This is a genomic window from Anaerocolumna sedimenticola (genome assembly GCF_009931695.1).
Taxonomy (GTDB): domain Bacteria; phylum Bacillota; class Clostridia; order Lachnospirales; family Lachnospiraceae; genus Anaerocolumna; species Anaerocolumna sedimenticola.
Genome location: NZ_CP048000.1, coordinates 2,140,605 through 2,155,960, shown reverse-complemented (window position 1 = coordinate 2,155,960; position 15,356 = coordinate 2,140,605). Strand labels below are relative to the sequence as shown.

The 15,356-nt window shown below is 36.4% G+C and carries 13 protein-coding genes and 1 pseudogene; 2 read left to right on the top strand and 12 right to left on the bottom strand.

Going from position 1 to position 15,356, the window contains the following annotated elements; genetic code table 11:
* Positions 1 to 123 precede the first annotated feature (123 nt).
* From Ana3638_RS09515 to Ana3638_RS09490, 7 genes and pseudogenes are all read right to left on the bottom strand, one after another.
* Positions 124 to 1,104, bottom strand: coding sequence for a nucleoside hydrolase (locus Ana3638_RS09515; protein WP_161837814.1), 981 nt, complete (start codon positions 1,102 to 1,104; stop codon positions 124 to 126).
* Positions 1,105 to 1,174: 70 nt separating this feature from the next.
* Positions 1,175 to 1,897 carry an ATP-binding cassette domain-containing protein gene (locus Ana3638_RS25060; protein WP_246240943.1) on the bottom strand — a complete coding sequence of 241 codons (723 nt, stop codon included), beginning with the start codon at positions 1,895 to 1,897 and terminating at the stop codon, positions 1,175 to 1,177.
* Between the two features lie 8 nt (positions 1,898 to 1,905).
* Complete coding sequence (locus Ana3638_RS25055) at positions 1,906 to 2,706, bottom strand: ATP-binding cassette domain-containing protein (RefSeq protein ID WP_246240940.1); 801 nt, start codon at positions 2,704 to 2,706, stop codon at positions 1,906 to 1,908.
* A gap of 611 nt (positions 2,707 to 3,317) precedes the next feature.
* Positions 3,318 to 4,721 (bottom strand): S41 family peptidase, encoded by a 1,404-nt coding sequence (locus Ana3638_RS09505; RefSeq protein WP_161837813.1) that lies wholly within the window; start codon positions 4,719 to 4,721, stop codon positions 3,318 to 3,320.
* 245 nt (positions 4,722 to 4,966) lie between these two features.
* Positions 4,967 to 6,562, bottom strand: coding sequence for a M56 family metallopeptidase (locus Ana3638_RS09500; RefSeq protein WP_161837812.1), 1,596 nt, complete (start codon positions 6,560 to 6,562; stop codon positions 4,967 to 4,969).
* Between the two features lies 1 nt (position 6,563).
* Positions 6,564 to 6,886, bottom strand: a pseudogene (locus Ana3638_RS09495) (BlaI/MecI/CopY family transcriptional regulator).
* A 173-nt stretch (positions 6,887 to 7,059) separates the two neighbouring features.
* Complete coding sequence (locus Ana3638_RS09490) at positions 7,060 to 7,905, bottom strand: cell wall hydrolase (RefSeq protein WP_161837811.1); 846 nt, start codon at positions 7,903 to 7,905, stop codon at positions 7,060 to 7,062.
* Between the two features lie 556 nt (positions 7,906 to 8,461).
* Here Ana3638_RS09490 and Ana3638_RS09485 point away from each other — a divergent pair.
* Positions 8,462 to 8,980 carry a GNAT family N-acetyltransferase gene (locus Ana3638_RS09485; protein ID WP_161837810.1) on the top strand — a complete coding sequence of 173 codons (519 nt, stop codon included), beginning with the start codon at positions 8,462 to 8,464 and terminating at the stop codon, positions 8,978 to 8,980.
* 261 nt (positions 8,981 to 9,241) lie between these two features.
* Here Ana3638_RS09485 and rfbB read toward each other — a convergent pair whose 3' ends face one another.
* The 4 genes from rfbB to rfbA form a co-directional block, all read right to left on the bottom strand.
* Entirely contained in the window at positions 9,242 to 10,315 is a 1,074-nt protein-coding gene (gene rfbB / locus Ana3638_RS09480; protein ID WP_161837809.1) for a dTDP-glucose 4,6-dehydratase, read from the bottom strand.
* Between the two features lie 5 nt (positions 10,316 to 10,320).
* On the bottom strand, positions 10,321 to 11,199 hold the full coding sequence (gene rfbD / locus Ana3638_RS09475; protein ID WP_161837808.1) for a dTDP-4-dehydrorhamnose reductase: 879 nt from the start codon (positions 11,197 to 11,199) through the stop codon (positions 10,321 to 10,323).
* 146 nt (positions 11,200 to 11,345) lie between these two features.
* A complete protein-coding gene (gene rfbC, locus Ana3638_RS09470) occupies positions 11,346 to 11,903 on the bottom strand; it encodes a dTDP-4-dehydrorhamnose 3,5-epimerase (protein ID WP_161837807.1) in 558 nt (185 codons plus the stop codon).
* An 84-nt stretch (positions 11,904 to 11,987) separates the two neighbouring features.
* Positions 11,988 to 12,857 carry a glucose-1-phosphate thymidylyltransferase RfbA gene (gene rfbA, locus Ana3638_RS09465; protein ID WP_161837806.1) on the bottom strand — a complete coding sequence of 290 codons (870 nt, stop codon included), beginning with the start codon at positions 12,855 to 12,857 and terminating at the stop codon, positions 11,988 to 11,990.
* Positions 12,858 to 13,252: 395 nt separating this feature from the next.
* On the opposite strand from rfbA, the gene Ana3638_RS09460 reads away from it, so the two are divergent.
* Positions 13,253 to 13,951, top strand: coding sequence for a GNAT family N-acetyltransferase (locus tag Ana3638_RS09460; protein ID WP_161837805.1), 699 nt, complete (start codon positions 13,253 to 13,255; stop codon positions 13,949 to 13,951).
* A 159-nt stretch (positions 13,952 to 14,110) separates the two neighbouring features.
* Here Ana3638_RS09460 and Ana3638_RS09455 read toward each other — a convergent pair whose 3' ends face one another.
* Positions 14,111 to 15,316 carry a DUF438 domain-containing protein gene (locus tag Ana3638_RS09455; RefSeq protein ID WP_161837804.1) on the bottom strand — a complete coding sequence of 402 codons (1,206 nt, stop codon included), beginning with the start codon at positions 15,314 to 15,316 and terminating at the stop codon, positions 14,111 to 14,113.
* Positions 15,317 to 15,356 lie beyond the last annotated feature (40 nt).

Below are 15,356 nucleotides of genomic sequence, written 5' to 3'. Positions count from 1 at the left end.
GAGAAAGATTAATAAAAAGATACACAAAAAGGGACTATATCAAAGTAACAACTGTATTCCTGGATTCCAGGCAAAGTAGTTTAATTTGTAATTTTGCACAGTCCCTTGTTTGTATATAGAATATTAACGGCTTAATTTTTGGAAAAGGTCCGCAAACAGGTTATCTCTGTTAATATGGTATACATATTTTATAAAATGCCGGTTTTCATCAAAAGCATACCTGTCATCATATTCCGGTATTGGACTATGAACAAGTTTGTCATATTCGAAATCGCCATCCAGTAACCAGGCCACTGCAGTCACGTCCCAAATAGCCCTGCTCCATGCCAAACCTCCCTGATACATAGCAGCCTCGGCCGTAGTAACATCAATTAAATAATCGCAAAGCTTGTTCTTTCCGCGCAGGTGATATTCCAGTTCCGGTCCGGTGGTTGCAAAAGCGGATACCACACCCATACAGGGAAGCTGAATAAGAGGTACCCCGCAGGAGAAAATGATTCTTGCACCTGCAACATCCTGATACAAATTAAATTCCCTGTTATTCGGCCATTCATAAGAATGTCCGCCAAGCCAGACCAGTACAATTCGATCCAGAATGGCCGGATTTATTAATATTGCTGAGGCTATATTAGTGATTGCTCCGATTGCCACCACATAAAGCGGCTTTTCTTCCGTATAACTCATGGCCCGTTTCACTAAATCGTTAGCTGCCTCCGAAATAACCGGCTGTGTTTCAGATGGAAGATAAGTTTTGGAACCGCGGTAAACATACTCCTTTAAATCTTCTCTCTCCAATAAGGTAAGAATCTTAATAATTTCTCCATAACTCTTTTCCATACCATCGGCAGGCCCGGTGGATTTATCATTATGAAAGGGCGCTGCATAAATTGCTTTTAAATTCAACTTATCCTCTGATTTTATCAAATAGGAAAGAGCAAACTGGTCATCAATCTCATTAAAGGTATCCGTGTCAATTACCACATCAATTCTACCCTTTGGTTTTTCTAACCTTTTAATCAGCTTTGCATTGTCAATTAGCCTCGGATTAAGCCCTTTGGATTCGGTAAGTTCTCCATCTTTCTGTTTTGTTATATCGTGTTCCATAGTTTCAATTATCCTCCAAGTTATTTCACAGTTCTGTATATTGTTCTATAATTCTTTCTTTGTGGTTATATTAATCCCCTTTTACCTTTTTTAATCCTGTTTTCGTTAATTCATATATAGTAGTTGCAACTTCTTCCATATATTTTCTATCATGTGTGACACTGATAATTGTACCGTTATAATCCGCTAATACCCCTCGGATCACCGGATTGGATAATGGACTTAAGTTTCTGGTGGGTTCGTCTAATATTAAAACATTACATCCATCCAGTATTAATTTCAGAAGAATCAATTTTGCTTTCTGCCCACCGCTTAAATCTCCTATTTTATGCTCCATTTCCTCACGGGTAAATTTCATACCTCCCATAAAAGTAAATGCCTTGGTAATATCCTCTTTCTGACCGCTGGCCACCAGGAAATCAACCGGAAACCTGTTGTAATCCAATAATTCCTCATAATTTTGAGGCATATAACCAGCCTTAATGTCTTTACGCTCTAATAATTCTTTTGAAACTCCATGCAGAAAAGTTGTTTTACCGATACCGTTATCTCCGATGATTGCAACATGTTCCGGTCCGGTTACACGCAGAAATATATCTTCGGCTAATACTACTTCTTCTCCATCTTTGCCGATCTTTAAGGCATCTACAGAATATTCTAATACCTTTTTTCCCTTTGGTATCTGTACATCATCGGGAAAATCAAATAGGATTGCTTCTTCCACATCCGGTATTTCCGTAAATTCTTCAGCCTTCTTTTCAATACGTTTTTCCTGGGACAATAAATTCTTCATCTTCTTTTTTAGTAATCTGCCCCCGCCGGATTCCCTCTGGATATGGTGTCCTGTCTGTTATCTACCTTATTATAAATCTGCTGCCAGCGCTGCATCTGTTTTTTATAATCTTCTCTTTGTTTTCTGGCAACCATCTCCTGTTTCTGTAAACCGCTTAACCGCTTTTCTACGTATTCTTTATATCCCATGTAAACTATGGTATATTTAGGTTCTGTCTTTCGTTTTACTTGCTCCAAATGAATGATTACATTTGCTGTATTTTCAATCATAGCCTCATCATGGGATACAAATAAAATAGGGCATTTGGAATGATTAATAAAATCCTCCAGCCATTCCAAAGTGGAGATATCCAAGTCGTTGGTAGGCTCATCCATAAGGAGGACATCCGGTTCTTCCGCCAGTAACTTGATCAGCCGGATTTTTACCTTTTCACCACCGGATAGGGTCTTCATAAGCTGATTGCTGCTAAACAGGGAAGCATCTATATTCATCGTCCATATGCTTGGATCAGAACAACTATAAATATCCACTTCTGATAAGAAATCGGCCACACTGCTGTTCAGCCATTTCTCATTCATTTCCTGTTCCAGATAACCTAATTTACTACCGCCTAAGATCTGACCGGAATAATCACAATAAGTTTCTATTAAGTTCTTATCATAGATAAACTTTAACAGAGTACTTTTACCGTTTCCTTCTTCCCCAATAATAACTGCTTTGTCTCCCTGATTCAGGGTAAAATTAAAATCTTTCACTAATAACCTGTTATCTTCTTTTTTAGAAATCGTCACATTCTTTATATCTAACATCATTTTCCTTCTTTCATTTTAATTCATTCGTTAGATAAGCTCTTTATTCATTTTCCCACCTCCCAAATAATATTCAGTAAAAACAGGCTATGCTGTTTTCTTAAATTTAATGCACCGCTTATTGATGTACAAAAATTAACCTGTCAACATTTTACTTTAAACGCATTAAAAAAACACTTTCTTATGAAAGTGTTTTTCTTAAGAGATATTTGCTTTCAGGCAGATAAGAGTACTTCATTACTCCTATATTCTCCCTTTAAGAGTCTAAAGTAGAACTTATCTTTATATGTTCTCACTTTTCGAATCTAAAACTGCGAATAAAACAACTTCCAAAGTATAAATAGAACTATTTAATTTGTTAGCATTACTATTTAAATTCATCATTTTATTCGCCTGCTTTCTTTTTATATTTTTTAATCTATGTCATCAAGATATTTGTTTATTATATTCCAACTATACTCAAATTCTAAAATTATCCTAACATAGCACTGCTAAGAAGTCAATCCTAAAATTAATGTAAATAACTATTATCTTTCCAATAAAAATGATATATTAATTATACAAAGGGTCGGTTTTATCCGTACTTTTCTACTTCATTTGACGAATTTCTTTTAAACAGGTATTAAGTGGTTCCTCTCCTTCTGAAGATAATATATCCGGCTTTGTCCCAAATTCTTCGCTGTTAGCTCCATCTGCTGTTGCACCATATATGGGCTGTACTGAACAACTAATCCGCTATTTGGCAATATAACATAGACGGGATCTGTTCCTATTCCGTCTCCGTCGGTATTTCTTCCTACTAATTCTGCAAATCCCGAATATTTAGAAACCATCGCCGCATATTCAGAGGATGAATAATTCATTTCACTGACCAGGAGCCAGATTTTACCTTTAAATAACTTTTCTTTTCCCATGGGTTCTATGGTATATACTTCATCGTTAAAATAATCCAGTTCCTGTAAATCATCCTTATTTATTTCGGGTAAAGGGGGGATTTCCTTTACCGGTTTCCACTCGCCGTTTTTAATACCCTCCTTGATCTTTAAGAATTTATTATTATTTTCACCAGCCTTAATAAATGAGTAAACTGGTACTTGTATAGGCTTATCAATATTAGGAGATACGATCAAATCATTAAAGTAATCCATTCCTCCTCCGCCATTTTCCGAAATATCTATGATAAGATTATCATAACCACTGACTTTTTTATAAAATTCCATAAGGGTTTTTATATCTTCTTTATAGCAATCCATATCAAAAGACTGTACTTGTATATATGCAATTTTTTTATCTTCTATTAGTTTTGTTGTTACATTAGCTGAAGCAATCTCATTTTCATATTCATTTGAATTGGAATTTTCAGAGATTTCATTCCTTTTGTTAGCTTCTTCTGCTTTTTTAGATAAATTTTCGAAGAACGTAGTCATTTTTTCGTAATTTTTTATTGAAACTGGATTTTCCAGTGCTTTTATATATGGATTGAGCTGTTCCCCGTATTGTGGAAAATTTACTACGAAATCCTTTTTATTTTTGACCTCTGATAAATAACGTGTTCCCCATAAAGACATATGTCCGATAAACTCCTGGGGAATAAATTCTTCACGTAACAGATAAAAGAAATTATAATCATTGTCACAGGATTCAAGTAACTTTCTGGTTTTTTCATAGCGTTTTTTTAAATCAATACCATACTTACGTTTTGCCACACCAAAAAAAGGGTAATTTTCCTTTAATTGTTTATATAAATAATCAAAATCTTTCAGGTATTGCTTATTGGTGAGGTTCATCCAATTCTTGTCCTCACTTTTCATTTCATTTAGTATATCTTCTTCTGTTACTACTTCTTTTTCTATAACTGTTTCTTTTGCTTCTTCTGTCCTGCTTGCCTTTGTTGCATTGGATTGAACATTTTTTTTAGTTAGCACTTTAGGAGTAGTCTGTTTTGTCCTTATATCTTTCGAGCAGGAACCTAAAACCAATACTATAACAAGTAACAGAATTAATGATTTTTTCACGACCTTCCTCACCCTCTTCTTAAAAACTTTACTAATTGTGAATCTATATATTTATTCAAATCAGTGATAACAATTCCCACAACGGAAAAATTCTGACAACATGGTCAAATAACATGGTGAAGAGGACGAATATTTTAAGCTGATGATTATCCATAATAATGATCTCCTCTACTATGGCTGGTTTCTTTCAGTACCCTGAGTTATGGTCGTTGACGCTCCTGAACCGGAAGTCCACACTGAATCATTCAATCCAAATTCCTGAGAGCGTTTATCATATTCACTATCCCCTTATGCCAAGCAGTTACCGAGATTATCTGTCCCAAATGGTCCCGATTTACGGTGATATCCACCGTACCAATATCTCTTACTTGCATTCTGCCCAACATTTCATCTTGATAAGCCCGTACCGGCTCATCCTTGTACACATATAGGCCGTTTTTATCCTTACCGATTCCACACTCAGAATATTCCGATTCCAAGGTTTGCTCATCAAGGCTTAGCTGGAGGTTTATCCGGAAAGCACCCTTTTCCACACTAAATTCCCGTGCTAAAGCAGCAGCTATTTTATTCCGAAGGATATCGGGATCCTTTAAAGCTTCCGTTCCCATAACCTCTAAAATTATATTGTTAGCCCGCTTCTGCGGGTTATCTCCTAAGGCAATATCTCTCATAAGCGTTGCCTGCACAGCCCATCTGCAATTGTCACTGCCGCAATAGCTGCTGAGATAACTGGAGAAAGGTGCCTGAATGCCTGTGGCAAAGGCTACCAAACTGCCAAATACAAAAAAAATAGAAAGTGCCATCACCAAAGCAGTTGCCTTTTTATAATGCAAGATATTTTGAATTCTTCTCTCTACTTCGGTTTTGGAAAAGGCACTGTAAAGCAAGGTCTGACGGTTTCCTGTAATAGCCATGGCAAGCAGGCTGTAGGCATAGCTTTGGCGTTCCTCCGTATTGCTGTTCTTTAGAACTGCAGTATCGCAGGCGGCCTCCATATCAGCAGAAAGACATTTCGACATCAGCCACACCAGAGGATTGTACCAGTGGAGGCAAAGGGCCAGCAGCATAACTGCTTTTGTAAAGTTATCTCTGTGTTTGATGTGCATGGTTTCATGTGTCAGTATATGCTTTAGCAACTGTACATTCTGAAACTCCATCCTTGCCGGCAGATAGATCCGCGGATGTAAAATACCGGTAACCATTGGAGAAGCAATGTAATCATTAGTAAAAACCAGAACATGTCCATAATCCATCTCCCTCAGAATACCGTTGATGGTTTCATTGTGTTCAACTAACAAACTGTCCCTCAATTTTCGAGAATAATGCCATTTCTGGTAAAACAGTATACTAGCTGTTATGACAATTCCTATACAAAGGATAAGTATCCAGGTATCAAGCAGGTGAAATGCAGGAAATACCGGATAATAATCAACAGATTGTGCTATGTCTGTAGCAGTACTTTCTGTAGCAGTACTTTTTGTAACAGGTTTTACTATAACCAAATTATCTGCGTCAAGTGCTTCTGTAGCAGTTTCCTCTGAACCAAGCGTTCCTGGGGCAAGGACTTCTGTGCTATCAGTCGCTTGCGGTAAAGCCTCCTCTATGGAAACTGCTCCATTTTTCTGGTTTAAAAAGCTTAATTCAGGTACCGATACACTAAGCGGACTGGACAGGGAAAAGGGAACCAGAAATCGGATTAGTACAAGGATCCATAAAAAGGGAAAAATCGGCTTAGGCAGTTTATTTTTTAATAATCCTCTTAAAATCAAAATTGTAAGAATCATAACACTGCCATATAAAGCCATAAGATAAAGAGGCATACCCATTCTAAAATGCAGCATTTTACTTCACCTCCCGAATCATTTTAGCGAGGCGCTCTGCTTCCTCTTCTGAAATGCCATTATTTTTGAGAAAAGCAGAAAAGAAAAGTTCACTTGAACCGCCAAACATCTTATCTATTAACTGCTCCGTTTCACTTTGTTGTACTTCATCTTTTGTAACCAATGGTTTGCAGATAAAGCCGGGCTCCTTACGCTCAATAGCCCCTTTTCAATACATTTTTTAATTACTGTATAAGTTGTGTTCTTATTCCAGCCAATTTGTTCAGCCAGTACTTCTACAACACAACGGGCAGAAATTTCTCCTTTCTCCCATAAGACCTCCATAACCTTTAGTTCAGAGTCAAAAAGTTTCATTTCCATGTTTATTCTCCTTTCGGACTATTGCAATAGTCTAATTCATAACTTGAGACTATCACAATAGTCTCAACCTGTCAATAGGGAATTTATTTTTTACGTTAAAAAAAAGGCCGTTGAATTTCAACAGCCTTAAGTATTCTTTATTTAAATTCATGATTTCCTAAAGTAAATGTATTGCCTCTTAAATTACCACTGAAATATTTATACTTAGTAAAATTCTTCTTAGAACCATTCACTGTTATGCTGGTGGTTCCGCTTAATGCAGCTTTTGCGGCTTTAATACATTCTTTTTCAGAACTTGATGTGAATTTACCATTATCATATTGCTCTAAGGCATTGTTTAACGCCCCGTTTGATGCAGGTCCGAATTGATATTTCTGATAAATTACACCTTTTACTGTATCCGGAAATGCTCCGGCTCTTTTTCTGTTCATTACTACAATACCAACTGCAAGTTTACCATTATAGGATTCTCCGTTAGCTTCACAGTAAATTAAAGCAGATAATAATCTTAAATCAGATTTCGAATATTTTGTTTCTTCTGCTCTTTTAGCAGCTTCTGCTTTCTTTTTAGCTTCTGCTTTCGCAGCTGCTTTTTTTGCTTCTTCTGCCTTTTTAGCAGCTTCTGCTTTCTTCTGGGCTTCCTTAGCGGCCTTTTCTTCTTCCGCTTTTTTATCTTCTTCTGCCTGAGTATCCGTCGTAGCACTTACATTGTTAACTTCAGCCGGAACTTCTGTTGTCCCTGGTAAAACAGCTTCTGTACTTTGGGTGTCTGTAACAGTTGTATCTGTGCCCGTTGTACCATTAACAACTTCTGTATTATTCGTTACAGCCTCATTAGCAGCTGTTGTATCTATGGTAGTATCTTGTATTGTAGTATCTTCTGTAACAATATTATCTTCTTCTGCTGCATATGTGTATACATTCGCAAAACTTGTTAAAGCAATTCCTGCAAACATACACAATAGTAACTTTCTGAATTTCATAATAGTCTCCTTTTAACGGCTTAATTTTATTTAAGTCATTCCTAGTTATAACCATCAAATTATTACAAATTTCGAACATGTATTAAGATTGGGTAATAATCATTTAATAATTATGTAATAATTATATCATATGTAAATTAAAATTGCAAGCTATTAAAATCCATTCCCGCATAAATTATCCATAAAAAAATCGCTAAACCAGGGTAAAATAAGACAAAATATATAAAAACAACCTTGAAATTCTATTAAATAAGTTACAATTCAGTTAACAAATTGCAATTCTTTTTAAATATATTACAAAATATTAAATAAAGTTTTATGCTATTTGACAAAGTTATGGAAAATATGGTAGCATATTAGAAAGATATGAATTTTAATAGGTAATTGCGAAACGCCATTATTATATTTGTCCCATACAATTAATACAGTTTCAGAGCTGAATCTTGCCCAGAGGGCAACTGAAGCTATGGAATTCGTATTAATTGCATGGGATATTCAGAGAACTATATAGTTTCGCAATTAACCTATATGATTTTTAAGCGAGAAAGGAGTATATATGATTAATAAAGATGGCTTATCTATTATTAAAGCCGGCTTAGAAGATGCCGAGGCAATCATGGAATATTTAAATTTAATCGGGGGCGAAAGTGATAATTTATTATTTGGCAAAGGGGAATTTAAGTTATCGGTCGAGCAGGAACAGTCCTTTATTTCAAGTATGAATAATTCTACTAAATCCATTATGCTGCTTGGAAAAATTAATGGTGAAATTGTATCTGTCGGATCTTTGTCCGGTTATTCCAAAGCCAGGATTGCACATAGAGGCGAAATAGCTGTTTCCGTAAAAAAATCCTTTTGGGGCCAAGGCATAGCAACCGCAATGATGAAAGAGTTAATAAAATTTGGGAAGGAAAATGCAAATATAGAAGTGATACAGTTAGAAGTAAAATCTGATAATGAGAAAGCAATCCACTTATATGAAAAATTAGGCTTTATTAAGATAGGAACCTATGAAAAATTTTTTAAAATTAGCAATCAGTATTATGATGCCTATTTAATGAATCTGTACTTATAATAAAGCACAAGACAATAGTGAAACAAATAAGGCTTTATCTCAGGTAATCCATACTAATAATAATCTACTAATTATTAACTATACCGTATAAATTAAAGTTCAAATGTATGAGCCCCCGGTTTTGCATAAAAGGCTGAAAAAATCCGGGTGGTACTTCTTGTTATTCACTGCAGATCAGAAAGAATCCATTCATTCTCTTAGCAGGTAATACCGATTAAGTATCTCCCGGATTATTATTATCTCAGATACGGAGTGTCCGGCTTATTTATACATCTCCTGATAATATTTTTGATAATCACCGCTTGTTACGTGGGACATCCACTCTTTATTATTCAGGTACCATTCTATCGTTAAACGGATTCCCTCTGCAAACATAGTCTCCGGTTCCCAGCCGATTTCCGCTTTAATTTTGTCCGGAGCAATGGCATATCTTCTATCATGACCTTTCCTGTCTTCCACATATTGAATCAGTTCTTTATTAATATGAGCTTTTCGTGAATCTCCCTCCGGTAACAGCTCCGTAAGGGTACCAATAATCAGATCAATGATTTCAATATTTTGTTTCTCATTATGACCGCCGACATTATACACCTGGCCAAGTCTGCCTTTTTCCATAACCATATCAATTGCTTTGGCATGGTCCATAACATAAAGCCAATCCCTTACATTTTTACCATCCCCGTAAACCGGAAGTTTCTTACCATTTAGTGCATTATTAATCATTAAAGGAATCAGTTTTTCAGGAAATTGATAAGGTCCGTAATTGTTACTGCATCTGGTAATATTGGCAGGAAAGTGGAAAGTATCTATGTAAGCCTTTACTAACATATCCGCCGATGCTTTACTTGCTGAATACGGGCTGTGGGGATCAATCGGAGTTGTTTCATAAAAATAGCCGGACTCCTCTTCCAGTGAACCGTATACTTCATCTGTAGATACCTGAAGATACTTTTTATCTTCTTTGTATCCATCATTCGTTTCCCAAACACATTTAGCGGCATCTAACAAATTCAATGTACCCATAACATTGGTATTTACAAAAACCTGCGGATTACGGATACTGCGGTCTACATGGCTTTCTGCTGCAAAATGTACAACCCTGTCAATTTCATAATCTGTAAATATTTTATGAATCGCTTCTTTATTACAGATATCTTCCTTGATAAAGATATAATTCTCCCTGTCTTTTACGGATATTAAATTCTCAAGATTTCCGGCATAGGTCAGACTATCTACATTAATAATACGAATCGACTCATTATATTTGTTAAACATATACTGAATATAATTGGATCCGATAAAACCGGCTCCTCCGGTTACAAGGTATGTCTTCAAGTTAATTACCTCCTGATTAATATTTGTTCCATATATTCCTGTAGTGCTTCCTGCCAGGATTTCATATGATATCCCGCAGCTTTTAGTTTCTCATTTTCTAATACAGAGTACTTCGGACGTTTAGCAGGTGCTTTATATTCGTCTGTTGTGATTGGTGTTACTGTTACATTTATTCCTGCTAATCGGAATATCTCCATTGCAAATTCATACCAGGTTGTTTTTCCTTCACAAGTTGCATGATATACACCAAAACCGTCGTTATCAATTAAAAAGGTAATAGCCCTGGCAAGCTCCAGTGCACTGGTAGGTGATCCATACTGGTCACTTACCACCTTAATATCATTTTGTTTTTCTGCTAAAGCTAACATCGTTTTAACAAAATTTTTTCCGTCGCCGTATAACCAGGCTGTTCGTAAAATACAATATTTTTCGCAAAGATCTTTAACAAACTCTTCTCCCGCCAGTTTTGTGCTACCATATACGCTTTGGGGGTTGGTTATAGACTCTTCCGTATAAGGTGTATCTCCCTCACCGTCAAATACATAATCCGTTGATATGTGAATTAGTTTTGCGTCCAGGGCACTGGCTGCTGCTGCCAGATTCTTAGGACCGATTGCGTTAATACGGTAAGCCCTATCCTGATCACTTTCACATAAATCCACAGCAGTATGAGCAGCGCAATTTATTATAATCTCAGGTTTTATCTCCTGTACTAAATTCATAACCGCAACAGAATTGGTAATGTCTAATATAATGGGACAATATGCGGTAGGTTCTCCTGTATCGGTATTAACAACTGTTAAATCTGTTCGTTCTTTCAGTACTTGGTTTAATGCCCGCCCCAACTGGCCATTAGCACCTGTTATTACAATTCTTCGTTCCATTTTAACCTCTTTTCCGTACCACCAGGGTTCTTAACGTTTTCCCCCATCCCCAACTAAAATATTTCCTATACTTTGTATTCTTGATTCAAGAGTCAAATTCCCATGCCAGGATTTTGGCGCCACTATGAATACATCGGACCCTCAAATCATTTTTCGTTGTCTAATTCGCAGAATCTGATCTGCTCCTTATCTTTTTCGGAAATAGTTAAATCCATACCATCCTCTATGGGCCATGTTATATCCAGGTCCGGGTCATTCCATATAATTCCGCCCTCATCTTCCGGATGATAAAAGTCAGTACATTTGTATGCGAATTCTGCTTCATCGGAAAGTACTAAAAATCCATGGGCAAACCCTACCGGAACATAAAGCTGTCTTTTATTTTCTTCCGATAGGATCTCCCCATACCATTTACCGTATGTCTTGGAACCAGGCCGTAAATCCACGGCAACATCAAATACTTTCCCCTTTAATACCCGAACCAGTTTCCCCTGGGGATGTTTCTTTTGATAATGAAGTCCCCTCAGTACCCCTTTTATAGATTTGGATTGATTATCCTGAACAAAAACCTGATTTAGTCCTGCTGCCTCAAAATCCTGATAATTATATGTTTCCATAAAGTATCCGCGGCTGTCTTCAAAGCATTTTGGTTCAATAAGATATAAACCTTCGATATTACATTTGATAAAATTAAATTGTCCCATAATTTCTCCTGTTGTATTTTCCTATACTGCACATCCATCCTTGCAGTACCCAATTTTGTTTATGTTTAGTCAGGTTAATACTAATTACAGTCCATTAGCTACTTCAACCAGATACTTGCCGTATTCTGTTTTTAGTAAAGGCTCTGCAAGTTTTAACAGTTGTTCCTTATTAATATATCCTTTTTTATACGCAATTTCTTCTATGCAGGAAATATAAAGTCCCTGTCTTTTCTGAATAGACGCTACATAGTTGGATGCATCCAGCAGGGAGTCATGATTTCCCGTATCCAGCCAAGCCATTCCCCTGCCTAAGGTTTCTACTTTCAAATCACCTAATTCTAAATAAACATTATTTACTGCCGTTATCTCAAGCTCTCCTCTTGCGGAGGGCTTAATACTTTTAGCGATCTCTATAACCCGGTTGTCATAGAAATACAACCCCGGCACCGCATAATTTGATTTCGGTTTCTCCGGTTTTTCTTCTATCGATACGGCATTCCCCGCCGCATCAAATTCTACCACACCGTATGCTTTCGGTTCTCTAACATAATAGCCGAATATAGTAGCCCCATGTTCTCTTTCCGTGGCTTTTTGCAGGGTTGCCGTAAAACTTCTGCCATAAAATATATTATCACCTAAAATCAGCGCAACTCTGTCATTGCCGATAAACTTTTCGCCTATGATAAAAGCTTCCGCCAATCCTTTTGGTTCGGTCTGTACTTCATAAGAGAGTTCCATACCAAGCTGGCTTCCATCTCCCAGTAATTCTTCAAAAACCGGTAAATCCCTTGGTGTTGAGATAATCAGTACCTCCCTGATACCTGATAACATCAATATAGAGAGGGGATAGTAAATCATTGGTTTATCATAAATCGGAAGTATTTGCTTTGATACTGCCTTTGTTACCGGGTATAACCTGGTTCCGGAACCGCCGGCCAGAATAATTCCTTTCATTTATAAATCCTCCTAAATGATTAATTCTGTTTTGTTTTATATAATATTTCATAATCTAATTTATTTTACCACATTTTAATAAAAAAATCTTTCACTTTTTTACCAGACAAGCAAATTTTTTATGTATGAACGAGTCAAAGCGGATATTCTTAGGTCCGCTAACTGCTGCTTATAACCTTATACCTGCTACGCAGGTCTGTATTTAATTATAACTGTTCTTTCTCTTTTATTATTAATTTGAGTATGATACCTTAATATAAAAATATTAAAGCTTTTAGGATGACTCACTGAAAAAATAAATAAACTAAGAAAGGCTGCCACGAAGAGATTCTTTCACTCATTTTTATTTGTGGCAAAATCACAGACAAGTCTGTGATATGCAATAGGTGTAAAATATGATAAATGAGCAGGAAATGATGCGAATGCATATAGAAGCGTTGTTCACATTGAATCATGATCTAAAACTGATGAATATAAATGAACCATGGGATAACACAAAACCTGCGCCCAAGTTTGTTATGGGGCGGACTTTTCAGGGTGATATCTTATATTATTTCCGTAATGATATTTCCGATGATATTATTCATAAAGTAAGTGAATTATGTTTGAAAGAGCCTGCTATTCAAAATACAAATGAAAGACCCAGGTATTTTGAACAATATCTTGAATGTTTTGATAACGGTCATTATACCGAGGAGGTATGCTTTTATGTACCTGAGGGCGGAGAAAAAATTCGGGAATGTATTCTGCTTGATTCCAAAAACGTAAGTAAATTTACTTCCGGCGGATTTGAATGGTTAAAAGAAGAGTTTCCTTCTTCATTGCCTTGTGCAGCCCTCATACAGGCAGATCAGGCCGTGTCAATATGCCGCAGTGTACGTATCAGTTGTAAAGCACAGGAAGCAGGTATAGAAACTTTAGAATCCTTTCAGGGAAACGGTTACGCCCATGATGTTCTTATTAAATGGGCACAGGAAGTCAGGCTATTAGGCTGTGAACCCTTGTACAGTACTTTTAGTGATAATTTCAAATCACAAAGGGTGGCACAAAAAGCAAACTTATATTGTTTTGGAACAGGTTTTAAAATTTTATAAAGTGACATTTAATTCATTAATGTGAACTGAAATTAATATACCGATTACCATAAGCTAACATTCCTAGTAAGAGATTTAGGTCTGCGCAACGAATGGGTTTATTGACTTTACGCCGGATAGTTTGCTACAGACCTATATTTATAATTTATAAAACAAATTTTAATCTTGTGATACAAGCCTTTTTTCTCCCGTGATATCTTGAATGGGTTTAATATCCTGAGTTACTTCCAGTACTCCTAAATACTCACCTGTTTCACTTCGCACTGCATAATAACGAATGAATATATATTTTTCACCCATCTTAATCCAGAAATCTTCATGTTCTTTTTTACCGCTTTTAAAATCGGCAACAATTTGCTCCACAATGTGGACGCTTGCCGGCGGATGGCAATTAGATACATTTCTTCCAATTACAGCTTTTGTTCTTGGGAAAATTCTCTCGGAACTTTGAGAGAAATATTTTACCACATCATCTTTGTCAACAAATGTAATATCAAAAGGAAGGGTATCCAGCATCCGGATTAATTCCTCTGTTTTCAGCAATCCCGTAGGAAAGGTTATAATACCTGCTTCTTTTTTCTCTTCTTTTATTTCAGCTTGATATTCCTTAGCCGGATTCCAGACAGGTACTTTTTCAATCATAAAACCGATTTCGCCGCTTTCGTCCGCGATTTTTTTCCATTCATCCTGTGTCAATGTTTCTATAAGCATGGGTAAAAGTATATTTTCTTCTTTGAAAATCATTTCAGTAATTTTATCTCCCAGATTTTCAACTTTATCTTTTACTTCTGCTGCCTGTGAAACCTCTGTTAAAGATTTTATTACATCTTTTAACCTAGCGCGGATTTCATCATCCACACCCCACATGACTTTTGGCGGAGCTGTAATTCCGTACTTCTCCATATATGGGAAAATCAGATTTTCTTTCTTTAGATAATGAAGTTCGATATCCGATAATTTGTTAAGCCCCTCTTTTAATGCAGTTAGATTTTCTTCTTTTGTCAGCTCATCCAAATATGGTTTAACAAACTTATTCCATATTCTTTCGATTGCACGGTTTTCCCGGATTAAAGTATTGGCAGGATGGCCTGGAATCTGGGTCTGATCGGTAGGCCGGTGTATTTCTTCAATAGAACCTTTAAACACGGCTGCATGTACGTCACAAAGACGCTGAATCTCAGAAACCGGCAGCCCTTCTGCTACTAAAGCTCCTTCTGCTTCAGATATTTCAATAGCTGATACACCTGCAAATGCTTCTTCAAATTCTCCTTTTACTTCCTCTACGGTTTTGCCTTCGTGAAGCTTAGTTATTACCTGCTTTAAAACGTTTTGTCTGTATTCTCTGTTATTTATACTTTCACTCATAATAACTACTCCTGACTATACACTTATTGTGTATTCTGAT

Coding starts and splice junctions, on each gene's coding strand:
- Ana3638_RS09515 (WP_161837814.1), bottom strand. CDS start 1,104: ATGGAACACGATATAACAAAACAGAAAGATGGAGAACTTACCGAATCC.
- Ana3638_RS25060 (WP_246240943.1), bottom strand. CDS start 1,897: ATGAAGAATTTATTGTCCCAGGAAAAACGTATTGAAAAGAAGGCTGAA.
- Ana3638_RS25055 (WP_246240940.1), bottom strand. CDS start 2,706: ATGTTAGATATAAAGAATGTGACGATTTCTAAAAAAGAAGATAACAGG.
- Ana3638_RS09500 (WP_161837812.1), bottom strand. CDS start 6,562: ATGCTGCATTTTAGAATGGGTATGCCTCTTTATCTTATGGCTTTATAT.
- Ana3638_RS09490 (WP_161837811.1), bottom strand. CDS start 7,905: ATGAAATTCAGAAAGTTACTATTGTGTATGTTTGCAGGAATTGCTTTA.
- Ana3638_RS09485 (WP_161837810.1), top strand. CDS start 8,462: ATGATTAATAAAGATGGCTTATCTATTATTAAAGCCGGCTTAGAAGAT.
- rfbD (WP_161837808.1), bottom strand. CDS start 11,199: ATGGAACGAAGAATTGTAATAACAGGTGCTAATGGCCAGTTGGGGCGG.
- rfbC (WP_161837807.1), bottom strand. CDS start 11,903: ATGGGACAATTTAATTTTATCAAATGTAATATCGAAGGTTTATATCTT.
- rfbA (WP_161837806.1), bottom strand. CDS start 12,857: ATGAAAGGAATTATTCTGGCCGGCGGTTCCGGAACCAGGTTATACCCG.
- Ana3638_RS09460 (WP_161837805.1), top strand. CDS start 13,253: ATGATAAATGAGCAGGAAATGATGCGAATGCATATAGAAGCGTTGTTC.
- Ana3638_RS09455 (WP_161837804.1), bottom strand. CDS start 15,316: ATGAGTGAAAGTATAAATAACAGAGAATACAGACAAAACGTTTTAAAG.